Annotated in this window: 19 protein-coding genes and 1 tRNA gene; 7 read left to right on the forward strand and 13 right to left on the reverse strand. The window is 62.3% G+C overall.

Annotated elements, in window-relative coordinates; genetic code table 11:
* The first annotated feature begins 89 nt into the window (after positions 1 to 89).
* Entirely contained in the window at positions 90 to 1,793 is a 1,704-nt protein-coding gene (locus tag R2B70_RS17315) for a DUF3300 domain-containing protein (RefSeq protein WP_318162074.1), read from the forward strand.
* Entirely contained in the window at positions 1,790 to 2,734 is a 945-nt protein-coding gene (locus R2B70_RS17320; RefSeq protein WP_318162075.1) for a DUF2950 domain-containing protein, read from the forward strand. The genes R2B70_RS17315 and R2B70_RS17320 overlap by 4 nt, the downstream gene beginning before the upstream one ends.
* A gap of 290 nt (positions 2,735 to 3,024) precedes the next feature.
* On the opposite strand, the gene deoD is transcribed toward R2B70_RS17320, so the two are convergent.
* The 7 genes from deoD to R2B70_RS17355 form a co-directional block, all read right to left on the reverse strand.
* Positions 3,025 to 3,738 (reverse strand): purine-nucleoside phosphorylase, encoded by a 714-nt coding sequence (gene deoD / locus R2B70_RS17325; protein ID WP_039039949.1) that lies wholly within the window; start codon positions 3,736 to 3,738, stop codon positions 3,025 to 3,027.
* A 133-nt stretch (positions 3,739 to 3,871) separates the two neighbouring features.
* Entirely contained in the window at positions 3,872 to 5,080 is a 1,209-nt protein-coding gene (locus R2B70_RS17330) for a phosphopentomutase (RefSeq protein WP_318162076.1), read from the reverse strand.
* A 14-nt stretch (positions 5,081 to 5,094) separates the two neighbouring features.
* Positions 5,095 to 6,426, reverse strand: a complete 1,332-nt coding sequence (deoA, locus tag R2B70_RS17335; RefSeq protein ID WP_318162077.1) for a thymidine phosphorylase — start codon at positions 6,424 to 6,426, stop codon at positions 5,095 to 5,097.
* A gap of 83 nt (positions 6,427 to 6,509) precedes the next feature.
* Positions 6,510 to 7,283 carry a deoxyribose-phosphate aldolase gene (gene deoC, locus R2B70_RS17340; protein ID WP_318162078.1) on the reverse strand — a complete coding sequence of 258 codons (774 nt, stop codon included), beginning with the start codon at positions 7,281 to 7,283 and terminating at the stop codon, positions 6,510 to 6,512.
* A gap of 391 nt (positions 7,284 to 7,674) precedes the next feature.
* Positions 7,675 to 7,845 (reverse strand): XapX domain-containing protein, encoded by a 171-nt coding sequence (locus tag R2B70_RS17345; protein ID WP_010673027.1) that lies wholly within the window; start codon positions 7,843 to 7,845, stop codon positions 7,675 to 7,677.
* A 123-nt stretch (positions 7,846 to 7,968) separates the two neighbouring features.
* Entirely contained in the window at positions 7,969 to 9,243 is a 1,275-nt protein-coding gene (locus tag R2B70_RS17350) for a NupC/NupG family nucleoside CNT transporter (protein WP_209793664.1), read from the reverse strand.
* Positions 9,244 to 9,471: 228 nt separating this feature from the next.
* Positions 9,472 to 10,245: a TatD family hydrolase gene (locus R2B70_RS17355; RefSeq protein WP_318162079.1), complete on the reverse strand. Its 774-nt coding sequence runs from the start codon at positions 10,243 to 10,245 to the stop codon at positions 9,472 to 9,474.
* 40 nt (positions 10,246 to 10,285) lie between these two features.
* Between R2B70_RS17355 and tppF the strand changes: the two genes are divergently transcribed.
* Entirely contained in the window at positions 10,286 to 10,900 is a 615-nt protein-coding gene (gene tppF, locus R2B70_RS17360) for a type IVa pilus pseudopilin TppF (protein WP_318162080.1), read from the forward strand.
* Positions 10,901 to 11,107: 207 nt separating this feature from the next.
* Here the strand turns inward: tppF and R2B70_RS17365 are convergent, their stop codons facing one another.
* The 4 genes from R2B70_RS17365 to R2B70_RS17380 form a co-directional block, all read right to left on the reverse strand.
* Positions 11,108 to 11,617: a GNAT family N-acetyltransferase gene (locus R2B70_RS17365; RefSeq protein ID WP_216991775.1), complete on the reverse strand. Its 510-nt coding sequence runs from the start codon at positions 11,615 to 11,617 to the stop codon at positions 11,108 to 11,110.
* 100 nt (positions 11,618 to 11,717) lie between these two features.
* Complete coding sequence (gene rlmD, locus R2B70_RS17370) at positions 11,718 to 13,070, reverse strand: 23S rRNA (uracil(1939)-C(5))-methyltransferase RlmD (RefSeq protein WP_318162081.1); 1,353 nt, start codon at positions 13,068 to 13,070, stop codon at positions 11,718 to 11,720.
* Between the two features lie 210 nt (positions 13,071 to 13,280).
* On the reverse strand, positions 13,281 to 14,708 hold the full coding sequence (amt, locus tag R2B70_RS17375) for an ammonium transporter (RefSeq protein ID WP_042079351.1): 1,428 nt from the start codon (positions 14,706 to 14,708) through the stop codon (positions 13,281 to 13,283).
* A gap of 601 nt (positions 14,709 to 15,309) precedes the next feature.
* Positions 15,310 to 15,394 (reverse strand) — tRNA-Leu (locus tag R2B70_RS17380).
* 143 nt (positions 15,395 to 15,537) lie between these two features.
* Between R2B70_RS17380 and R2B70_RS17385 the strand changes: the two genes are divergently transcribed.
* Positions 15,538 to 16,059, forward strand: a complete 522-nt coding sequence (locus R2B70_RS17385) for an RDD family protein (RefSeq protein ID WP_042079352.1) — start codon at positions 15,538 to 15,540, stop codon at positions 16,057 to 16,059.
* A 274-nt stretch (positions 16,060 to 16,333) separates the two neighbouring features.
* On the opposite strand, the gene lptG is transcribed toward R2B70_RS17385, so the two are convergent.
* On the reverse strand, positions 16,334 to 17,404 hold the full coding sequence (gene lptG, locus R2B70_RS17390) for an LPS export ABC transporter permease LptG (protein WP_318162082.1): 1,071 nt from the start codon (positions 17,402 to 17,404) through the stop codon (positions 16,334 to 16,336).
* 25 nt (positions 17,405 to 17,429) lie between these two features.
* On the reverse strand, positions 17,430 to 18,542 hold the full coding sequence (gene lptF, locus R2B70_RS17395) for an LPS export ABC transporter permease LptF (RefSeq protein ID WP_216991593.1): 1,113 nt from the start codon (positions 18,540 to 18,542) through the stop codon (positions 17,430 to 17,432).
* 172 nt (positions 18,543 to 18,714) lie between these two features.
* On the opposite strand from lptF, the gene pepA reads away from it, so the two are divergent.
* The 3 genes from pepA to R2B70_RS17410 all read left to right on the forward strand — a co-directional run bounded on the left by pepA (position 18,715) and on the right by R2B70_RS17410 (position 23,862).
* Positions 18,715 to 20,226 (forward strand): leucyl aminopeptidase, encoded by a 1,512-nt coding sequence (gene pepA, locus R2B70_RS17400; protein ID WP_209793669.1) that lies wholly within the window; start codon positions 18,715 to 18,717, stop codon positions 20,224 to 20,226.
* A gap of 262 nt (positions 20,227 to 20,488) precedes the next feature.
* Positions 20,489 to 20,944: a DNA polymerase III subunit chi gene (locus R2B70_RS17405; protein ID WP_219142899.1), complete on the forward strand. Its 456-nt coding sequence runs from the start codon at positions 20,489 to 20,491 to the stop codon at positions 20,942 to 20,944.
* Between the two features lie 65 nt (positions 20,945 to 21,009).
* Positions 21,010 to 23,862, forward strand: a complete 2,853-nt coding sequence (locus tag R2B70_RS17410) for a valine--tRNA ligase (protein ID WP_318162083.1) — start codon at positions 21,010 to 21,012, stop codon at positions 23,860 to 23,862.
* Positions 23,863 to 23,864 lie beyond the last annotated feature (2 nt).

The following is a 23,864-nucleotide window of genomic DNA, read 5'->3' on the forward strand; positions in this document are numbered from 1 at the left end:
CGCCCGCCTTGAATGCGATGAGATACCACATTTATGCAAATCATCAGGCAAGGGGTGCATCAGCCACTCCAGCAGAAGGAAGCACGATCATGAAGCAACCCCTATTTCGCCGGAGCGTGTTGGCAGCCATGCTCGCCCTCAGCACGGGATTGGCTGCCTGCAAAGAGGAGCCGCCTTCCGTCGCGCAAAGTGTTCAGCCCAACGTGGTCTCGGCCGCCAGCACAACCAGTGCAGCGGTCGCACCGCAAGGGCAGCCCGTTAACGCACAAGCATCGAAATATACCCCAGAGGCGCTTGAGACCCTGCTTGCACCCGTAGCGCTCTACCCGGATGCGTTATTGGCTCAGGTGCTGGCCAGCGCCACCAATCCGCAAGAGGTGCTCGATGCCGGCAACTGGCTGGTCGCCCACCCCAGTCTCAAGGGGAAGGAGCTGACAGCCGCCATTGCGCCGCTGGGCTTTACGCCGCCAACCATGTCGCTGATGCACTTCCCGACCGTCATGGACATGATGTGCTTGAAGATGGAGTGGACGACCGAGCTGGGCAGTGCCTTCCTGGCCGATGAGCCGGGCGTTCTGGCTGCCGTTCAGCGCCTGCGCCAGCAAGCGATGGCGGTGGGCAACCTGAAAGACTCCGAGCAGATGGACGTCGCCAAAGATGAACAGAACAATCAGCAGATCGTCACCATTGCCCCTGCCAACCCTGACGTCATTTATGCCCCGCAATACGACCCAACCGCCGTCTATAGCGCGCCGGCTGCCGGGCCGGCACCGGTGACCACAGAGACCACGACAACGACCGTGCCTGCGACAACGACTACGACGGTGGTGGAGCATGACGATCACGACCATGACAGCGATGACGATGATGAATATGACCGCGATGATATGGTCCTGACGGGCTTGCTCGCCTTTGGTGCGGGCATGCTGGTCAACGAAGTCTTCAACGACGATGACTATGAGGACGACTATCACCCCTATTACCCTAGGTGGGGAGCAGGTTATCCCAGCGGTTACGTCCCCTATCGTTACAACCCCAACTATGGCAACGGTTTTCGTCCCACCAGTGGCTACAACCGTCCGGTCAACTATCAGCGGGGCTCCAACAACAATATTTATATCAACGCCAAGGGGGACGATTACTTCAACAAGTTTGAGCGCGGCCCCAACAACTACCTGCGCCAGGCCGACAGCCCCATCACGGCGGCGCGCCCCAACCGCCCTGAGCTGGCGACTCTGGCACAGCGCCCACTGAATAACGCGGCAGGGGCGGTCCAACGAGATGCAGCCCCCAAGGGGACTTATGCGGGGGCCGATCGCCAGCCTAAAGGCGAATACGCCGGCGCACCGCGCGCGGTCAATGAGGTGAACCGGGAGGCTCGCGCAACCGCCCCGAAGGGAAGCTATGCGGGAGCCAACCGCCAACCCCAAGGCGACAATGCCAAGGTGACGCGCGACGCCAGACAGGCGAACAGGGAGGCGAATGTGGCCCAGCGCACGCCGCGCCAGGGCGACTACGTAGGAGACAGGGTCAAGCGGCAGCAAATCACGCCACAAACCGCAGGAGCGCGTGACCGCGGCTATGTCCAACCACGCACCACTCACACCAAGAGCGCGACACAGACGGCGACGCGCAGAGCCCCTGTGGCCTCGGCCTCAACCTCAAGGAGTGCCTTCCAAGGGGTACAGAGTTCGGGCAGAACCGAGCGCGCCGCCAGCCAACGTGGCCGCGAAAGCGTGGCCAGTAGCGCGCGTACAGGGCGCAACACTCAACCCAGACGGAGTACGCGATGATGAAGCGTTTGTTGAAATGGAGTTGGGCCCCCTCATGGGGGTTGGCCCTGTTCGCCCTGACCGTTGCCTGCGACGCAAGCGCCATGGCGCAGCGCACCTTCGCGACCCCGGATGAGGCGGTGCAGGCCCTGATCACGGCCCTGGAGCAGAACGACGTCGCCGCACTGACGCTGTTGCTCGGTGAAAATAGTGAGGAGGCCGTCACTTCGGGGGATGAGGTAGCCGATGCCAATGATCGCTCCGCCTTCGTCGCGAGCTTCAAGAGCAAGCACCAACTGGTGGCCGAAGGCAGGGATAAAATGATCCTGGTCGTGGGGGAGTCGGATTGGCCACTGCCCATCCCCCTCGTGGCCGAAAATGGCAAGTGGTATCTCGATGGCGCCGCCGGAGCCAAAGAGATCGTCTATCGCCGCATCGGTCGCAATGAGCTGGGGGCCATTGCGGTGTGCCGTGGCTTTATCGACGCACAGCTGGAGTACGCCGCCCTGGGGCATGATGGCCAACCTGCGGGACTCTTTGCGGCAAAACTGCGCAGTGATCCAGGACAGCACAATGGGCTCTATTGGCCCGTTGGCGAGGGTGAACCAGCCAGCCCGGCCGGAGAGGAGGTCGTCCGTGCCGCGGCCGAGGGCTACAGGGCCGTGGTCGGTCAACGCACCCCCTATCATGGCTACTACTACCGTATCCTGTATGCCCAGGGAGCCGCTGCCAATGGGGGGCAGAAAGAGTACTTTGTCGAAGGGCAGTTAAGAGACGGTGTCGCCCTGCTCGCCTGGCCTGCCGATTATGCCACCAGCGGGGTGATGACCTTCATGGTGAATCACGAGGGACGGGTCTATCAAAAGGATCTCGGGGCCGATACGGCCACCGCCGTCGAGGCGATCCAGCTGTTCGATCCCGACAAGAGCTGGTCGCTGGTGGTTAGCGCTGAGGGGGATTAGGGCACTTTATCTACCCTAGGAGCTTGGCAGCTAACATGGGCCGAGAGCAGCGTCATGGAGATCACAGAAGATGACGCGGGGCCGGTCGGTCCCTCGCTGACCCACCCGATGCTTGGGAGCAGCATGAAGATCGATTGGGTAAGCATATGCTTTCATTTCATGGCCTTACTCTCTTGATTGAGGCCAGGAAACCTAGGTGGCACAACCAGCCCTCTAGGCTTGCATCCCCAATGAGACATAAAAAAACGGCGACCCCAGGTCGCCGTTTTGTATGGAGCCGAAGCCGGGGATCAATCGCCCAGCAGCACGGAGTCCAGCGCGATTTCGATCATGTCGTTGAAGGTCAGCTGACGCTCTTCGGAGGTGGTCTGCTCGCCGGTACGGATGTGATCGGAAACGGTGCAGATGGTCAGCGCCTTGGCACCGTACTCGGCGGCCACGCCGTAGATACCGGCGGCTTCCATCTCGACACCCAGGATGCCGTACTTTTCCATGACGTCGAACATGGAGGGATCAGGGGTGTAGAACAGGTCGGCGGAGAAGATGTTGCCCACGCGCACGGCCACGCCCTTGTTCTTGGCGGCTTGCACGGCATTGGCAACCAGATCGAAGTCGGCGATGGCGGCGAAGTCGTGATCCTTGAAGCGCAGACGGTTCACCTTGGAGTCGGTGCAGGCGCCCATGCCGATCACCACGTCACGCAGTTTCACGTCTTCACGCACGGCACCGCAGGAGCCCACGCGGATCAGGGTCTTCACGCCGTAGTCGGTGATCAGCTCTTTTGCGTAGATGGAGCAGGACGGGATGCCCATGCCGTGGCCCATGACGGAGATGCGACGGCCCTTGTAGGTGCCGGTGAAACCGAACATGTTACGCACGTCGCACACCTGCTCGACGTTCTCCAGGAAGGTCTCGGCGATATACTTGGCACGCAGGGGGTCGCCCGGCATCAGCACGGTATCAGCAAAGGCGCCATCTTTCGCATTGATATGAGGAGTTGCCATTCTCTTTATTCCTTCACACTAGGTTGAGTTTTATTGTCTTTATTGTGTTGCCCGCCACCTCGCGGCGACGGGCCGGTACATTACAGGAAACAGATCCCCTTTGCCTCCGGGACAGGTCCGCCCCGGGTCGGCATCACAGGAAGCTGGTGCCGTATTGCAGCTTGGGCAGACCGTGGTAGGCCGCGATGCTCTGGCCGATGTCGGCAAAGGTCTCGCGACGGCCGACGGAACCCGCCTTGACCGGCTTGCCGTAGAACAGCACAGGGATGTATTCGCGGGTGTGATCGGTGCCGCTCCAGGTCGGATCGCAGCCGTGGTCGGCGGTCAGCACCACCACGTCGCCATCCTGCATCAGCGCGAACAGCTCGGGCAGACGGGAGTCGAAGTACTCCAGCGCATCGGCGTAGCCCTTCACGTCGCGGCGGTGACCGTAGGAGGAGTCGAAGTCCACGAAGTTGGTGAAGACGATGGTGTTGTCACCGGCGGCCTTCACCTCTTCCAGGGTTCGGTCCCACAGCTCTGTCAGGCCGGTGCCCTTCACCTGCTTGGTGATGCCCTGCTGGGCATAGATGTCGGCGATCTTGCCGATGGAAACCACCTGGCCGCCCGCCTCCTTCATGTAGTCCAGCACGGTCGGCGCCGGCGGCAGCACGGAGTAGTCGTGGCGATTGCCGGTGCGCTTGAAGTTGCCCTTGCCGCTGCCCACGAACGGACGCGCGATGACGCGGCCGATGTTGTAGGGCTCCAGCAGCTCGCGCACTATGTGGCACAGCTCATAGAGCTTCTCGAGGCCGTAGGTCTCTTCGTGGCAGGCGATCTGGAACACGGAGTCGGCAGAGGTGTAGAGGATCGGCTTGCCGGTGCGCATATGCTCTTCGCCCAGATCGTCCAGCACCTGGGTGCCGGAGGCGTGGCAGTTGCCGAGGTAGCCCGGCAGGCCGGCCTTCTCGACGATGGCGTCCAGCAGCTCCTGCGGGAAGCTGTTGTGATGATCGTGGAAATAGCCCCACTCGAACAACACGGGCACGCCGGCGATCTCCCAGTGACCGGATGGGGTGTCCTTGCCGGAGGAAAGCTCCTGGGCGAAGCCGTAGGCGCCGATCACCTCGACATCCTTCTTCAACCCGGCCGGGAAGATGCCGCTCGCGAGTTCCCCCGCGTGACCCAGACCCAGCTTGTTGAGGTTCGGCAGATTGAGAGGGCCGCGGCCCTCGATCTCACCGGAGGCGCAGGCCTTGGCGATATGGCCAAGGGTGTTGGCGCCCACATCACCGAACTTGTCGGCATCGGCGGCGGCACCGATACCGAAAGAGTCCATCATCAGAATAAAGGTACGTTTCATGGGACTTCCCCTTGTTACAAATCAGCCAGACCGATGCGACGGTAAACCTCGGGCAGCGCCTGGGGTCGGGTGTCGCCGATCTTGACGGCAGCCTGCACCATGCGGGCTGCCTCGGCAAATTGAGCTTCTGTCTGAGCGTGGATCAGGGCGAGCGGCTTGTCAGCCTCGACGCTCTGCCCCCGGCGGATAAAGTCGGTCAGACCGACTGCGTAGTCGAGCTTGTCACCGGCGGCGCGACGGCCACCGCCCATGGCGACCACGGCCAGACCCAGTTCGCGGGTATCCATGGCGGTCACGAAACCGCTTCTGGCGGCATAGACGGGGCGCACTATGGCGGCCTTGGGCAGATAGGCGTCGTAGCGCTCCATGAAGTCGGCGGGGCCACCGAGGCCGGTCACCATGCGGCCAAAGATCTCGGCGGCCTTGCCGTTGTCCAGCACGGCCTGCAGCTTGGCACGGGCCTCTTGCTCATCACGGGCCAGACCAGCGGAGATCAGCATCTCGGCACAGAGCGCCATGGTCACTTCGTGGATACGCGGGTTGCGGTATTCACCGGTCAGATAGCGCACCGCTTCGCGCACTTCCACTGCGTTGCCGGCGCTGGAGGCCAGCACCTGGTTCATGTCGGTCAGCAAGGCAGAAGTACGGCAGCCGGCGCCGTTGGCCACCGCGACTATGCTCTTGGCCAGCTCTTCAGATGCTTCAAAGGTCGGCATAAAGGCGCCGGAGCCCACTTTCACGTCCATCACCAGCGCTTCCAGGCCGGAGGCGAGCTTCTTGGAGAGGATGGAGCCGGTGATCATGGCGATAGATTCCACGGTGGCCGTGATGTCGCGCACCGCGTAGATGCGCTTGTCGGCCGGGGCGAGATCGCCGGTCTGGCCGATGATGGCGACCCCGGCCTCCTTCACCACCTTCAGGAAGCGATCGTTGTCCACCGAGGTCTGGTAGCCGGGAATGGCATCCAGCTTGTCGAGGGTACCGCCGGTGTGACCCAGGCCACGGCCGGAGATCATAGGCACGAAGCCACCGCAGGCCGCGACCATGGGGCCCAGCATCAGGGAGACGACGTCGCCCACGCCACCGGTGGAGTGCTTGTCGACGATGGGGCCACCCAGATTGAGGTGGTCCCAGGTCAGCACCATGCCGGAGTCGCGCATGGCACAGGTCAGGGCGACCCGCTCGTCCATGGTCATGTCCTTGAAGTAGACCGCCATGGCGAGCGCCGCGATCTGGCCTTCGCCGATGGTGTTGTTGGTAATGCCCTGAATGAAGAATTGAATCTCTTGGGTACTGAGCGCTTCACCGTTGCGCTTCTTGCGAATGATTTCTTGAGGCAAAAACATCTTTCATTCCCTCCGTGCGTCACGCACGAACACAAACCGAACAGGATCCGGAGAGGGGGCGGCACACCGCCCCCTGCCGTCGCTTAGTAACCGCTGGTGTTGGCCGGCTTGTCGCCGTGCCCCAGGGTTGCCAGCAGGCTGGCCAGCAGGCTGGAGGCGCCGAAGCGGAAGGTGCGGGCGGATACCCAGTCTTTGCCCAGGATCTCTTCGGCCATGGCCAGATACTGGCCAGCAACGGCGGCGTCTTTCACGCCACCTGCGGGCTTGAAGCCGACGCTCGGGTTCTTGGCCTTGATCACTTCCATCATGATTCTGGCCGCTTCCGGGGTCGCGTTCACCGGCACCTTGCCGGTGGAGGTCTTGATGAAGTCAGCACCGGCGTCGATGGAGATCTCGGAGGCACGGCGGATCAGCGCTTCTTCTTTCAGCTCGCCGGTCTCGATGATCACCTTCAGCAGCACCGTGGCGCCACAGGCTTCCTTACAAGCTTTGACCAGATCGAAGCCGACCTGTTCATTGCCAGCCATGAAGGCACGGTACGGGAAGACCACGTCCACTTCGTCGGCACCGTAGGCGACAGCGGCACGGGTCTCGGCCACGGCGATCTCGATGTCGTCGTTGCCGTGGGGGAAGTTGGTCACGGTCGCGATGCGCACGTCGGCGGCGCCGATCTCACGCAGGGTCTTGCGCGCGATGGGGATGAAACGGGGATAGATGCAGACGGCGGCGGTGAGGCCGGCCGGGGACTTGGCCTTGCGGCACAGATCGATCACCTTCTGATCGGTGTCGTCATCGTTCAGGGTGGTCAGGTCCATCAGGTTCAGGGCACGTTGGGCGGCCAGTTTCAGATCAGTCATGCTATGTCTCCAAAGTCTTGATAAGCCCCATCACCCGCGAACGGCCGTCACCGGACACTGAGGGTCGGCAAGAGACGCTCCCGGAGCAACGGGATATGGAATTGCAGCGCAAATGCACAGGCAATACGGCTGCAAATAAGGCAAGAGCCCTGTCACTTTCTTACAAAAGTGCGGACTTGGTTCCATGAAGACTTGAGAAAGGCAGACAAGGTCTGACCCGACTTCCCAATCAATTCCATTTGACCGCCAACACCCGAATTCATCGGGCATTAGTCAATGCCAGCACCCTGCTGGCATCGCCTATTTCAGCCGAGATACCCCGTGTTTGCAAGCCGGATTTGCCAATTTCAGAGGTACCTCACATCCGGCAAATCCAGCACTGTAAGGTGCTTTAGGAGAAGAAGCGGGTCAGGATCCAGGAGTAGGCAATCCCTCCCAGATACACCCCCACAATCCCCATTACCCCGGACAGTACGGGAGGCGCCGGGATCGGCAACTTGAGGAAAGAAAACAACACCCCAACGATAAAGCCGGCCGCCATTGCCAGTAGCACTTCATTCATAGAACCTCCGATTTGACTCATTTTATTATTAGTCTAGAAAGGAAAACGGTTGTCACCGCTCCAAACGAGAACGCCACAGCAAGTCGCTGTGGCGTTCGTCTTTACCCTCACGGTCAGGCAGTATTACATGCCGGACAGCGCCAGGAAGAAGCCTGCGATGGTGGCAGACATCAGGTTGGACAGAGAACCTGCCAGCACGGCCTTCAGACCGAACTTGGCGATGGTGCCGCGACGGTTCGGTGCCATGGAGCCCAGACCACCCAGCAGGATGGCGACGGAGGACAGGTTGGCGAAGCCGCACAGGGCGAAGGAGATGATGGCCTTGGTGTGCTCGGACATGGCCACGCCGTTGATCAGCACTTCATCCTTCAGGTAGGGGGCGAAGTTCAGGTAGGCCACGAACTCGTTCACCACCAGCTTCTGACCGATGAAGGAGCCGGCGACCACGGCTTCGCTCCAGGGCACGCCGATCAGGAAGGCCAGCGGGGAGAACAGCCAGCCCAGCAGCAGTTCCAGGGAGAGCTGCGGATAGCCGAACCAACCACCCACGCCGGAGAAGATGCCGTTGATCATGGCGATGAGGCCGATGAAGGCCAGCAGCATGGCGCCGACGTTCAGAGCCAGTTGCAGACCGGCGGAAGCACCGGCGGCGGCGGCATCGATCACGTTGGCCGGCTTGTCGTCCAGCTCGCCCTCGGCGGTATTCTCGTCGTAGCTGGGGGTCTCGGTTTCCGGTACCAGCAGCTTGGCGAACAGCAGACCACCCGGGGCGGCCATGAAGGAGGCGGCAATCAGGTATTCCATCTTGACGCCCATGGAGGCGTAACCTGCCAGCACGGAACCGGCCACGGACGCCAGGCCACCACACATGACGGCGAACAGCTCGGAGTCGGTCATCTTGGAGATGAAGGGACGTACCACCAGCGGGGCTTCAGTCTGGCCGACGAAGATGTTGGCAGTGGCGGACAGGGATTCGGTACGGGAGGTGCCCAGTACTTTCTGCAGGCCACCACCCAGCAGTTTGATGACCCACTGCATAATGCCGAGGTAATAGAGCACGGCGATCAGGGAGGAGAAGAAGATGATGACCGGCAGCACGCGGAAGGCGAAGATGAAGCCGCCACCACCGAACACTTCGAACATCTTGTTGCCGACCAGACCACCGAACAGGAATTCGATGCCGTTCTGACCATAACCGATGACGCTGGAAACGGCATCGGATACGCCCACCAGGATGTCGCGGCCAACCGGGACGTACAGCACGAAGGCACCCAGGCCGGCTTGGATTGCAAAGGCACCGGCGACGGTACGCACTCTTATTGCTTTGCGATTACTGGAAAATAGCACCGCGATAAGGACGAGCGTTGCCATCCCTACCAGACCCATTATCAGATTCATTATTCAGACTTCCTCTTTAGTAGCACCAGCCAGCTTGTTAACGATTTGTGTATTAAAGCCGCTAATCAAGGGTGCGCATTATACTAATTACGGTGCGACAAAATAGAATACTGGTCACATTTTATAAGCCAGAAACGGGCTGAACATCGTTTAATTAGACCGAAAACGATTTTTATGGACGCTGTTTTTTATCACATCGGCATCAGTCGTTAACAAAATGTTTCACTTTCATTTTCCCAGTGGGAAAAGTTGCCGGGTGGATTCATGTAACACCGAAATAACATCCTCCAGCGGCTGCTGGCGCAATTGTGCCAGCATGTCGGCGATCACCGGCAGGCTCCCCGGGGTATTGATCTCCCCCTGTCGCCCCTGCAACGGCATGTCGGGGGCATCGGTTTCCAGCACCAGGGCTTCCAGCGGCATGGCTCTGATCGCCTCCCGGGTCTTGTTGGCCCGCTCATAGCTGATGACGCCCCCTATCCCCAGCCTGAACCCCAGCTGCCAGAACGCCTCTGCCTGGTGCTGAGATCCGCTGAAGGCGTGGATGACCCCCCCTCTCGCCGGCTTGAAGCGCCGCAGTATCTTGGCGACGGTGTCATTGGCTCGCACCGAGTGGACGATGAGGGGCAGATCGTAAGTCATGGCCAGCCTTACTTGCGCCTCGAACATCTCGATCTGCCCCTCCTGGGACACCTGGGTGCGCAGATCCAGCCCGCACTCCCCGACCGCTACCAGCCCAGAGGGCCGGCACGCCAGCAGGGACTCCAGCCTAGCCAGCACCCCCTCCGTCTGGGCCCCCACATACCAGGGATGGATCCCCAGCCCATAGCGAATGTCGCCGTGGCGCTCGGCCAGCGTCCTGATCCGTCCCCAGTTCACCTCTCCCACGGCGGGGATGATATACTCGCCCACGCCCAACTGGCGCCACTGGACCAGCAGGGCCTCCCGCTCGGCATCGAAGACGGGAAAGTCCAGGTGGCAGTGGGTGTCTATCAGTTCCATATCGCGCCTACCTGTTTGTCGTACTCACTGGGTTCATCTCATGTCAACACGCGTTTCCCGCGGCTTTACCCTGCTAGAACTGGTGCTGGTCATCGTCGTGCTGGGGATCCTGGCCGTCACCGCCCTGCCCCGTTTCATCAACATCCAGGACGATGCGCTCAAGAGCAGCGTCTCGGCGACGGCGGGCAGTTTTGCCAGCGCCGTGCAGCTCGCCCACGCTGGCTGGGCGGTCAAGGTGAAGGGGGAGCCGCTGGCACTCTACAACTTTAGCGGCATGGGCAAGCAGGATCTCGACATCAACCGCCATGGCTGGCCGGTGGGGACCAAGGAGGATCAGGGGGGTCAGGGCCCCGATACAATCTTCCCCGGTGGCGACAGCGATCAGATCTCCGTCAGCAGCCGGGACGATTGCGAGAGCCTGTTCGGCGCCCTGCTCGACACCGACCTGACGGCAGCCGATGAACGCCATACAGATTCAAAAAGCGACTATATCTCACGGCTGATCCCGGCCAATGATCAACTCGAAGGCAATCTGCGCCACGACAACTGCCGCTATATCCTGCGCGACTCCATCGGCCGCTTTCCGGCGTATCCGGAGGGGCTCTCGTTCGACTACAACAGCGTCACCGGCGCCGTGACGCGCAATTATCATTGAGGGCGTCGTCGCGCGTTTCTGGCGCATCCTCGTCTTCGTCATGGCGCACCGGCGCGCAACAGCGCCGGTTCTCCGGGGTGAGCCCCCACTCCTGGCACCAGGCGTCGTAGCGAGCGAGCCAGCGTAACAAGATACCTTTCATCAGCGCGTTCCTCCCTTCATCAAGCCGTCGGACACTCTGTCGCCTCCCCCTCCAGGTCAGCCAAGTCATTGCGCTCCGGGCGACAGCAGCAACCCCATGCTGATCTCGTCCACATAACCCTCATCCAGCCGATAGGCCCGCCGCCGCAACCCCTCGTCCCGGAAGCCGCACTTGCGATAGAGGGCGTGGGCCACCTCGTTGTGGGCCATTACCCCCAGCTCCAACCGCTGGATCCCGAGCTCGCCGGCGGCCGCAATCAGGGTGCGCAGTAACCGCTCACCCCATCCCAGCCCGCGAACACTCGACCGCAGCCCCATCACCACCAGGGCGCAGTGGCGGTTGCGCGCCAGGCCGCCGCCGATGAGCACGGCAAACCCTTGCACCTCCCCGGCCAGCACCAGCAGCCACATGGCCTGATTGGGGGCCGCCGCCATGGCCTCGAGCCGCTGGCGCTGCCCCTCGATATCCGAGGGGCGCTCCCCCGCCTCATACAGCATGAAACGGGTCTCCCTGTCCAGTTGCCCAAAGAAGTGATCCAGCGCCGCTGCATCCTCCACCCCCGCCAGACGAATCATCACCCCCGATCTCCCTGCCTGGTGGTTACACCGGTCCACGGCCATAAAAAAACGACTCCATTTGGAGTCGTTTTTATCAGAGCCATCTGGCTAATTCAATTCAGGCCTTGGCCGGCAGGCTCAGACGAGCGACCGCTTCGACGTGCATGGAGTGCGGGAACATGTCCACCGGCTGCACCTCGTCCAGCACGAAGCCCTGCTTGACCAGCCAGGCGAGATCCCGGGCCAGGGTCTGCGGGTTGCAGGAGACATAGACCAACCGGCGCGGGGCCATGGCGACCAGGGTCTGCAGCACCGCCTTGTCACAACCCTTGCGGGGGGGGTCCATCACCACCACGTCGGCGGTCACGCCGTCGGCATGCAGCACGGGCATCAGCTGCTCCGCCTTGCCCACGTGGAATTCGGCGTGCTCGATGCCGTTCAGGGCCGCGTTGCGGCGGGCGTCGCTGATGGCGCTCTCCACCGACTCTATCCCCACCACCCTGGCGGCCTTGCCCGCCAGGAACAGGGAGATGGTGCCGATGCCGCAATAGATGTCGAACACCGTCTCGCTGCCGGTCAGCTCGCAATACTCCAGCGCCTTGGAGTAGAGCACGTCGGTCTGGCCCGGATTGTTCTGGAAGAAGGAGAGGGGCGAGATCTCGAACTCGAGCTCGTGGATCTTGTCGCGGATCACCCCGCTACCCAGCAGCACCCGGTTCTTGTCGCCCAGGATGCGGTTGGTGCGTTCGCCATTGATGTTCTGCACCAGGGTAGTGATGGGCAGATCGCTTAAGCACGCCAGCAACTCGGCCTCGAACGGCAGCTCCTCGCCCAGGGTTACCAGCACCACCATCAGTTCGCCGCTCTTGAAGCCCTTGCGGGTCATCAGGTTGCGTACGCAGCCGGTGTGGGCCACCTCGTCGTAGGCCGCGACCTCGTGCTCGCGCATCCACTGGCGCACCCGGGCGTTGAGCTCGACGTGGAGCGAGTCCTGCACCGCGCAATCGTCGGCGGTGATGAGATCGTGGGAGTGCTTGCGATAGAAGCCGATCTCGGCCCCCGCCTCGCTGCCGCGCACGGCATACTGCGCCTTGTTGCGATAGGCGAAGGGGCTGTCCATACCGAGGATGGGATTGACGATGGTCTCGCCCAGCCCCACCTGTTCCAGCGTGCTCTGCACTAGAGTCTGCTTGAGAGCGAGCTGGGCCGGGTAGGCCAGCGGGCGCACCTGGCAGCCACCGCACTCTGTGTTGGGGCAGAAATCGGGCACCCGATCGGCAGAGGGCCCGGTCAGCTCGACCAGCTTGCCGTGCAGGTAGTTGGGCTTGACCTCGGTCAACTCGACCAACGCCTGCTCACCGGGCAGCAGACCCTCGACAAAGAGGGGGCGATCGAACAGGCGACCCTTGCCATCCCCCTTGTCGGTCAGTTCCAGAATATCGATCCGATGTTGGTGTCCCACTAACGGCATGAGCTGCTCCGAAGGCGTAGAAGAAAGGGTGGCGGCGGGGCTGACCCGGCGACCCCGAATAAAGGGTGGCAGAGTTTAGCGAAGATCCGCCCAAAATGCAGGCACTAAACCGCCTCTTCATGCAAATAACGACGGGGCCCCTTCCCCGCCCCGTGGCGCCATAAAAAAACCGCCGGGCAATGCCGGCGGTCTCGAGTCAGGGGAAGGGGATCACAGGCTGTAGGCTTTCTCGCCGTGGCTGGTCACGTCCAGACCCTCCCGCTCCGCATCTTCCTTCACCCGCAAGCCGATCAGCAGGTCCACCAGCTTGTAGGCCACGGCGGAGACCAGGGCGGTCCAGACCACGGTCACCCCCACGCCGATCACCTGCACCTTCACCTGGGCCAGGATGGAGTAGCCCTCGGCCACCTGGTTGGTCACATAGTCCCAGACCCCGGTGCCGCCCAGATCCGGGCTGGCAAACACGCCGGTCAGCACGGCCCCCAGGATCCCGCACACCCCGTGCAGGCCGAACACGTCCAGGCTGTCATCGGCTCCCAGCAGGCGCTTGAGACCGTGTACGCCCCACAGACCGGCCACACCGCTCAGCAGGCCGATGACGAGGGCGCCGCCCACGCCGACGAAACCGGCGGCAGGGGTGATGGCCACCAGGCCCGCCACGGCACCGGACACGGCACCCAGCAGGGAGGGACGTCCCTTCATCGCCCACTCGGCGAAGGTCCAGGAGAGGGCGGCACCGGCTGGCGCCAGCCAGGTGTTGGCGAAGGCCAGGGCCGCCGTGCCGTTGGCTTCCAGGGAGGAGCCGGCGTTGAAGCCGAACCAGCCGAACCACAGCAGGGCGCCACCAATCATGGTCATGGTCAGGCTGTGGGGGGTCATGGGATCCCGGCCGTACCCGACCCGCTTGCCGACCATGAAGGCACCGACCAGACCGGCAACCGCCGCATTGATGTGCACCACGGTACCGCCGGCGAAATCAAGGGCGCCATGCTGGAACAGATAGCCCGCGGTGGCACCGGCCGCCTCGGCGGCTGCAGCATCCGTATAGGCATCCGGGCCGGCCCAGTACCATACCATGTGCGCCATCGGAATGTAGGCGAAGGTGAACCAGATCACCGCGAACAGCAGCACGGCCGAGAACTTCATCCGCTCGGCGAAACCGCCGACGATGAGCCCGCAGGTTATGGCGGCAAAGGCCCCCTGGAACACCACATAGATGAACTCGCTGATCCCCACCCCCTTGTTGAAGGTGGCGGCGATGGAATCCGGCGTCACCCCGGCCAGCAGCACCTTGTCAAACGAACCGTAGAAGGCGCCCCCCTCGGTGAAGGTCAGCGAATAGCCGTAAACCACCCAGAGCACGGTGATGAGACAGAACAGGGTGAACACCTGCATCAGCACGCTCAGCATGTTCTTGGCGCGCACCAGACCACCGTAGAACAGGGCGAGCCCCGGGATGGACATCAGGATCACCAGGGCCGACGCCACCATCAGCCAGGTGTTGTCCCCCTTGTTGATCGTCACGGTCGCGGCAGCCTGTACCACATCCGCCTGTGCGGCCACCTCTTCGGCCCAGCCAGGGGCGGCCATGGTAGCGCTCAACGCCAGCAGGCCAGTCATTACGAGTCTCTTGAACATACAGCCCTCTCCTTGTCGTCCCGGCATCCGGGTCCATTTCCTGATATGAATCTCAAACCTGCTCACTGCCCGCATCCTCGCCGCCATCAGGAGACGATGTCACGGGCTCCTCATGGCGACATGGAAGATGTAAAGCATAAAGCAGGCCAGAAAATATAATTTATTATTTTCAACTGGTTACCATCACCCCCCATCGGCATTGCACCATATTGGAGCATGACGCCCCGCGACGGGTGGGAATTCGCACTTCGGCTGTGCAGCGCCGGACACCTGCACCAGGATGGCTCAATGGCATGCCGTGCACGGGGTGACAGGGAGCCTGTGCCCCTCGCCAAGACATTTGCGAAACGAATGAAAAGGCCGGCGCCATGAAGAACGCAGATGTGTTTTGTGCCCCGTGCGGGGAGAAGGGGCGAGGCTGGTCGTAGGCCGCTACGGCGTCGGGATCACCGGGTTTGACCCCGGCCGTCACATGAAGGCGCCCAGCCTCTGCGATCACTCAGGGGGGCGGCGGCGGATCGCTCAGAATATCGACTGACAAGGGCATGCGCGGCAAAACAAAAGGCCATCCGCGAGGATGGCCTTTTGTTTTGGAATCTGATGGTGCCCGGGGTCGGACTCGAACCGACACGTATTGCTACGGCGGATTTTGAATCCGCTGCGTCTACCGATTTCGCCACCCGGGCAGCTGCGAGGGATTATACGAATGGCGTTTGGGCATGCAAGGTGTTTTTCTTTCACCCACCGTCGTTTGCTCATTTATTCAACGCCTTGCCGATGCAGGATCAGTTACATAGAATGCCCGCATCATATTAATGGAATAATCACCATGGCCAAGCGCAAGACCCCCTCCTCCCTTCAGCCCCCCGCCCCCCAGCATCGACACCCGTCAGCCGGTCTGCTGCGGCGCCTGGGAGCCCTGCTCTATGACTATCTGGTGGTCATCGCCCTGCTGATCATCGCCGGCTTCATCGGCATGGGGGTGGCGCACCTGCTGCTGGCCACCGGCATGGCGACCGTGCCCGAAGGCAAGGATGCGGCCTGGCTGCTCACCAGCCCCCTCTACAGCGCCTGGCTGGCTCTGGTGATCTGCGGCTTCTACACCTGGTTCTGGACCCGTGCCGGCCAGACCATCGGCATGCGAGCCTGGCGGCTGCGCATCCAGAATGTGGACGGCAGCAATATCCGTATCACTCAGGCACTGATCCGGCTCGCGACCTCGGCCTTCGGCCTCGGCAACTTGCTCTGCGTGTTCAACCGCGAGCGGCCGCGCGCCTTCCAGGATATCTGGGCCGAGTGCGAGGTCGTGGTACTGAGCAAAGAAGAGAATCTGGAACAGCTGAACAAGTGACCGACGCACCTGACGCAATAGAAAGAGGGCACCCATGGGTGCCCTCTTTGCATCTTGTCGCCTCAGACCACGCCGGCTTGCGGCTCAGGATATACAAGGAGATGTCGCCAGACAGCAGCACATCGGGAGCGATGGCCGCCTTTTTCCAGCGACGCTACCGCCCCTCAGACCGCTACTGCTTGCGACTCAGGATATACAAGGAGACGCCACCAGACAGCAGCACATCGGGAGCGATGGCCGCCTTTTGCCAGCGACGCCACCGCCCCTCAGACCGCTACTGCTTGCGGCTCAGGATGTAGAAGGAGATGCCGCCAAATAGTAGGCTGGGCGCGATGGCCGCCAGTATGGGGGGCACCGCATAGACCAGGCTGACGGGGCCAAAGACCCGATCGCTGACGTAGACGGCGAAGCCGGTCATGATCCCCATCAGCATCCGCGCCCCCATGCTCACCGAGCGCAGCGGGCCGAAGATGAAGGAGGAGGCGAGCAGTATCATGGCCACCACGGAGAGCGGCGACAGCAGCTTGCGCCACATCTCCAGCTTGTAACGACCGGCGTCCTGCTTGTTGGCGTCCAGATAGCCGATGTAGTCCCGCAGTCCCGAGATGGGGAGGTTCTCGGGGTCTATGCTGACCACCCCGAGCTGCTTGGGAGTCAGCTCGGACTGCCACTCCATCTGGGCATGCTTTTCATCAAGGACTCGGGTGGGGTCGTCAAAGCGGGTGACATGCACCCCCTTGAGCAGCCAGTGATGCTGCTCGAACACCCCCTCCTGCGCCTGGACCACGTCGATCAGGTTGCGGGACGGCGTGAAGCGGTAGAGGGTGATACCGGTCAGGGCGCCGTCGTTGCGCACCCCGTTGATGCTGACGAAGTTGTTGCCGTCGCGGGCCCAGACCCCATAGGCCGAGACGGTCAGCCGCCCTTCCGACATGGCGCCCGCCTTGATGTCGTCCGCCATCCGCTTGGCAGCCGGGGCCACATACTCTCCCATCAGCCCCACCAGCAACATCAGGGGGATCGCCGTCTTGAGCGCCGCCATGACGATGCTGATCTTGGAGCGGCCCGCCGCCTGCATCACCACCAGCTCGGAGCTGGTCGCCAGCTGGCCTAGACCGATGAGGCCGCCCAGCAGGGCCGCCAGCGGGAAGAAGAGCACCGCCTCTTTCGGCATGGAGAGCAGCACGAAGTAGAGGGCATTGAGCATGTCGTAGTTGCCTTCCCCGACCGCCTTCAACTGCTCCACGTACTTGATGAGCGCCGCCAGCCCCACCAGGGTCAGCTCGCACAGCAGGATCGACATGAAGATGACCCTGCCTATGTATCTATCGAGAATGCCGAACATCAGCAGAAACTCCTAGGTTGCAGCATCATGCTGACTTTCTCCGGAAGAAGTGCCCCTTCATCCCGTTCCACCAGCTGGTGCCCTGCAGGTTGAGCGGCAGGCCGATCAGCAGCAGATAGACCAGGGGCACCAAGAACATGCCGGGCCAGTGGGGCAGACGCCCGCTGTCGATGGCCGACCGGGCGGCGCTGAGCAGCAGGAAGTAGGAGAGGTAGAGCAGGATGGCCGGCAGCAGCTTGGCGTAGCGCCCCTGACGGGGGTTGACCCGCGCCATCGGCACCACCAGGAAGGTGAGCACCAGGATGGACAGCGGCAGCGACAGGCGCCACTGCAGCTCCGCCATCAGCTGGTTGTCCTGAGTGCCGAGCAGCGCCATGGTCGGCTTGGCCGCCGCCTTGCGGTTGGAGCGCTCCATCTCCTGCTGGCGGATCACCAGGCTGTATTCGTCGAACTGGGAGATCTGGAACTGGCGGGTATTGAAGTGCCCCTCGTAGCGGGAACCGTCCTTCAGGGTCAGCCACTGCAGCCCGTTGTTGTCGACCGTGACCACCCCTTCCGTCGCCACCACCACCGAGGGCGGCGAGGTGCCCTCGGCCCGTTGCAGCACGAAGATCTTCTGCAGCTCGGACCCCTTGTCGTTGAGATCCTGGATGTAGGCGACCAGACGCCCCTTGTCGAGCTCCATGAAACGACCGGCCTGCAGGAAGGAGATGCCCGGATCGGCCTTGAACTCGTCGATCACCTGATACTCGCGCTCCTTGGCCTGGGGGGCGATCCAGCCGGTGTTGAACGCCGCGACGGCCGCCGTCAGCAGGGCCAGCACCATGGCGCTGCCCATGATGAAACGGTGGCTGAATCCCACCGCGTGCATCACCGTCATCTCGCTTTCCGCATACAAACGGCCGTGAGCAAACAGAATGGCTAAAAACAGACTGATAGGCAGCATCAACAGCGCCATATTCGGCAGGTTGAGCAGCAGCAGGGTGGAAACCAGGCGCGTCGGCACCTCGCCATCGGCGGCGTCGCCGATGATCTGGATAAATTGCTGGCTGACGAAGATAAGCAGCAGCACGAAGAGCACCGCCAGCTGGGTTTTCAGGGTCTCCCTGAACAAATATCGGAAAACGATCACAGTCATTCCCAAGTAAACTTGTGTTTTTAGTCGAATGCCTGAAAAATAGGGCCCTATATTGGATTTTTACCAGTTTGAACTGCGGAGCCTGTGGCTGTTCGCTCCGCCTCTGATACCCCAACAAGCACCGCATTATTCAATAAATGGTGCCTTTTGTCTTTAGGATGTAGGAGATTCCATGGAGTTCAGTGTAAAGAGTGGCAGTCCTGAGAAGCAACGCAGCGCCTGCGTCGTGGTCGGCGTTTTTGAGCCTCGCCGCCTCTCTCCGGTTGCCGAACAGCTGGACAAGATCAGCGACGGCTACCTCAGCTCGCTGCTGCGCCGCGGCGATCTGGAAGGCAAACCAGGCCAGATGCTGCTGCTGCACCAAGTACCGGGCGTGCTCAGCGAGCGCGTGCTGCTGGTCGGGTGCGGCAAGGAGCGGGAACTCGACGAACGCCAGTACAAGCAGATCATCAACAAGACCATCACCACCCTGAACGAGACCGGCTCCATGGAAGCGGTCTGCTTCCTGACCGAACTGCACGTCAAGGGACGGGATACCTACTGGAAGGTGCGTCAGGCGGTGGAAACCACCAAGGCGGGCCTCTACAGCTTCGATCAGTTCAAGACCAACAAGGCCGAACCGCGCCGCCCGCTGCGCAAGCTGGTGTTCAACGTGCCGACGCGTCGGGAACTGACCATAGGCGAGCGAGCCATCACCCACGGCCTGGCCGTGGCGAAGGGGGTGCGCGTCTGCCGCGACGTGGCAAACATGCCGCCCAACGTCTGCAACCCGGCCTACCTCGCCTCCCAGGCCCGTCGTCTGGCGGATGCCTATGACAACATCACCACCAAGGTGATCGGCGAGCAGGAGATGGCCGAGCTCGGCATGAACTCCTACTTGGCGGTGGCCCGCGGCTCCGAGAACGAGGCCATGATGGCCATCATCGAGTACAAGGGCAACGCCGACGCCAAGCCCATCGTGCTGGTGGGCAAGGGGCTGACCTTCGACTCCGGCGGCATCTCCATCAAGCCGGCAGACGGCATGGACGAGATGAAGTACGACATGGGTGGCGCCGCCTCCGTGCTTGGCACCATGCACGCCCTGGCCCAGTTGCAACTGCCCATCAACGTCATCGGCGTGCTGGCGGGCTGCGAGAACATGCCGGGGGGCAACGCCTACCGCCCCGGTGACATCCTCACCACCATGTCCGGCCAGACCGTCGAGGTGCTCAACACCGACGCCGAAGGCCGCCTGGTGCTGTGCGATGCCCTCACCTATGTGGACCGTTACGATCCCGAGACCGTGATCGACGTGGCGACCCTGACCGGGGCCTGCATCATCGCCCTGGGCCACCACACCTCTGGCCTGCTGGCGAACCACAACCCCCTGGCCCACGAGCTGCTGAACGCCTCCGAACAGGCCGGGGATCGCGCCTGGCGCCTGCCGCTGTTCGACGAGTATCAGGAGCAGCTGGAGAGCCCGTTTGCGGACATGGCCAACATAGGCGGTCGCCCGGCCGGCACCATCACCGCTGCCGCCTTCCTGTCGCGTTTCACCAAGAAGTACAACTGGGCCCACCTGGATATTGCCGGGACCGCCTGGAAGAGCGGCAAGGAGAAGGGCTCCACCGGTCGTCCTGTGCCCCTGCTGACCCAGTTCCTGCTCAATCGAGCCGGCGTGGCAGACGTTGAGGATAAAGAGTAAAACCATCCTTGCCCGACAGCCCGTTGCCCCTGCCGAGCCAGCATCTTCCTGCCCAATCGAGCCGGCGTGGCGGACGTCGAAGACAAGGAGCGATACCCTTCCCCATCGACTCGATGAGCGATGCGAGAAGGCGTTACCCTGTATCACAAGGAAGAGGCTCGCCTCTTCCTTGTTTCATTGAGAACATTGGGATACCGCGCACCGCACGGCGCCCCAGCAGACGGCCAATCGCTGTCCGTCACAGCCAAACGGGACCCACCTGATGAGCCAAGTGACCTTTTACCTGATGAGCCAGCCCGATGATGCGGATGCCTCCGCCGTCGAGCGCCTCGTCTGCCAGCTCGCGGCCGATGGCTGGAGTGGCGGCCACCTCTATCTGTTCTGTGACGACGAGGCCCAGGCCCTGCGCCTGGACGAGCTGCTGTGGCAGCTGCCGCCGGATCGTTTCGTGCCGCACCAGTTGCAGGGGGAGAGCGGTCAGGCCCCGGTGGAGATCGGCCATCAGCCGCCGAAGCGGCGTTATGCCTGCCTCATCAACCTGGCCCGGCAGACACCTTTGTTTGCAGGACACTTCGCTCAAGTGGTAGATTTTGTCCCCACTGACGAAACGCAAAAGCAGCAAGCCCGCGAGCGCTACAAGCACTATCGCCAGGCGGGCCACACCCTCGAGATGAGGGATCAGCCCGTCCTTGCCGCACCGGATCCGGCGCAGCCCTGACTGCGCCACCCTCGATCCACGACGAATCAACACCAGAATCCATCCATCCAGAATACGGCGAGACCATGGAAAAGACTTTTAATCACAACGCCATCGAACAGGCGCTCTATCAGCACTGGGAAGCCCAGGGTTACTTCAAGCCCCACGGCGACACCAGCAAAGACTCCTTCTGCATCATGATCCCGCCGCCGAACGTCACCGGCAGCCTGCACATGGGTCACGCCTTCCAGCAGACCCTGATGGACACCCTGATCCGCTACAACCGCATGCAGGGCAAGAACACCCTGTGGCAGGCGGGCACCGACCACGCCGGTATCGCCACCCAGATGGTGGTGGAGCGCAAGATCGCCGCCGAAGAGGGCAAGACCCGCCACGATTACGGTCGGGAAGCCTTCATCGACAAGATCTGGCAGTGGAAGGAAGAGTCCGGCGGCACCATCACCCGCCAGATGCGCCGCCTCGGCGACTCCGTGGACTGGGAGCGCGAGCGCTTCACCATGGATGAAGGCCTCTCCGCCGCCGTGCAGGAAGTGTTCGTCCGTCTCTATGAAGATGGCCTGATGTACCGTGGCAAGCGTCTGGTGAACTGGGATCCCAAGCTCAACACCGCCATCTCCGACCTGGAAGTGGAAAATCGCGAGATCAAGGGCCACATGTGGCACCTGCGCTACCCGCTGGCCAACGGCGTCAAGACTGCCGAGGGCCAGGATCACCTGATCGTCGCCACCACCCGCCCCGAGACCATGCTGGGTGATACCGCGGTCGCGGTAAACCCGGAAGACCCCCGCTACAAGGCGCTGATCGGCCAGCACATCCTGCTGCCGCTGGTGAACCGTCTGATCCCCATCGTCGCCGACGAACACGCCGACATGGAGAAGGGCACCGGCTGTGTGAAGATCACCCCGGCCCACGACTTCAACGACAACGAGGTGGGCAAGCGCCACAACCTGCCGATGATCAACATCTTCACCCTGGACGCCCACGTGCGTGCCGAGGCCGAAGTGGTCGACACCAACGGCAATCCCAGCACCGCCTATGACGCCACCCTGCCGACCGAGTTCGCCGGGATGGAGCGCTTCGCCGCCCGCAAGGCCATCGTCGCCAAGCTGGACGAGCTGGGCCTCTTGGCCGAGATCAAGGATCACGTGCTGCAGCAGCCCTACGGCGATCGCGGTGGCGTGCCCATCGAGCCCATGCTGACCGACCAGTGGTACGTGCGCGTGGCCCCCATGGCCAAGACCGCCATCGAAGCCGTCGAAGATGGCCGCATCCAGTTCGTGCCCAAGCAGTACGAAAACATGTACTTCTCCTGGATGCGCGACATCCAGGACTGGTGCGTCTCCCGTCAGCTGTGGTGGGGTCACCGCATCCCTGCCTGGTATGACGACGCCGGCAACGTCTACGTGGGTCGCAACGAGGACGAAGTGCGCGCCAAGCACAGCATCCCGTCCGTGACCGTACTGCGTCAGGACGAAGACGTGCTCGACACCTGGTTCAGCTCCGCCCTCTGGACCTTCTCCACCCTGGGCTGGCCGAACAACACCGAGGCGCTCAAGACCTTCCACCCCACCGACGTGCTGATGAGCGGCTTCGACATCATCTTCTTCTGGATCGCCCGGATGATCATGATGACCATGCACTTCATCAAGGACGAGAACGGTCAGCCGCAAGTCCCGTTCAAGACCGTCTACATCACAGGCCTCATTCGCGACGAAGAAGGCCAGAAGATGTCCAAGTCCAAGGGCAACGTGCTGGACCCCCTCGACATGATCGACGGCATCTCCCTGGAAGATCTGCTGGAGAAGCGCACCGGCAACATGATGCAGCCCCAGATGGCCGAGAAGATCGCCAAGCGCACCGCCAAGCAGTTCCCGGAAGGGATCAATGCCCACGGTACCGACGCCCTGCGCTTCACCCTGGCGGCGCTGGCCTCTACCGGTCGTGACATCAACTGGGACATGAAGCGCCTGGACGGCTACAACAACTTCTGCAACAAGTTGTGGAACGCCTCCCGCTATGTGCTGATGAACACCGAAGATCAGGATTGCGGCTTTGCCGGTGGCGAGATGCAGTTCAGCCTGGCGGATCGCTGGATCCAGTCCCAGCTGCAAGTGGCCATCCGCGACTTCCGCACCGCGCTCGATACCTACCGCTTCGACATCGCGGCAGGCGTCCTGTACGAATTTATCTGGAACCAGTTCTGTGACTGGTATCTGGAGCTGACCAAGCCGGTGCTGACCAAGGGCTCCGAGGCCGAGCAGCGCGCTGCCCGCCACACCCTGGTGACCGTGCTGGAAACCCTGCTGCGTCTGGCGCACCCGATCATCCCCTTCATCACCGAGACCATCTGGAAATCGGTCGCTCCGCTGGCCGGTGTCAACGCCGACACCATCATGATTCAGGCTTTCCCGGAATTCGACGCCGCCAAGGTGGACGAAGCCGCGATGGCGGATCAGGAGTGGGTGAAGGAGTTCATCGTCAGCATCCGCAACATCCGCGCCGAGATGAACGTGGCGCCGAGTGTGCCCCTCAACGTGCTGCTCCAGTGCGATGCCAAGGATGCCGAGCGCGCCCAGGGCAACGAGGCCTTCCTCAAGTCGCTGGCCCGTCTGGAGTCCATCCGCGTGCTTGGCGAAGGTGAAACCGCCCCCCTGTCGGTGAAGAAGCTGATCGGTGCCACCGAGCTGCTGATCCCCATGGCCGGTCTCATCGACAAGGATGCCGAACTGGCCCGTCTGGCCAAAGAGGTGGCCCGTCTGGTCGGCGAGTGCGGCCGCATCGAAGGCAAGCTCGGCAACGAAGCCTTCGTCGCCAAGGCGCCGGAAGCGGTCATCGCCAAGGAGCGCGAGAAGCTGGACGATTACCGTCTCCAGCTGACCAAGCTGGAGGCCCAGCAGGCCGAGATCGCGGCGCTCTAAGC

The sequence above is a fragment of the Aeromonas sp. XH genome (genome assembly GCF_033348475.1).
Taxonomy (GTDB): Bacteria; Pseudomonadota; Gammaproteobacteria; order Enterobacterales; family Aeromonadaceae; genus Aeromonas; species Aeromonas sanarellii.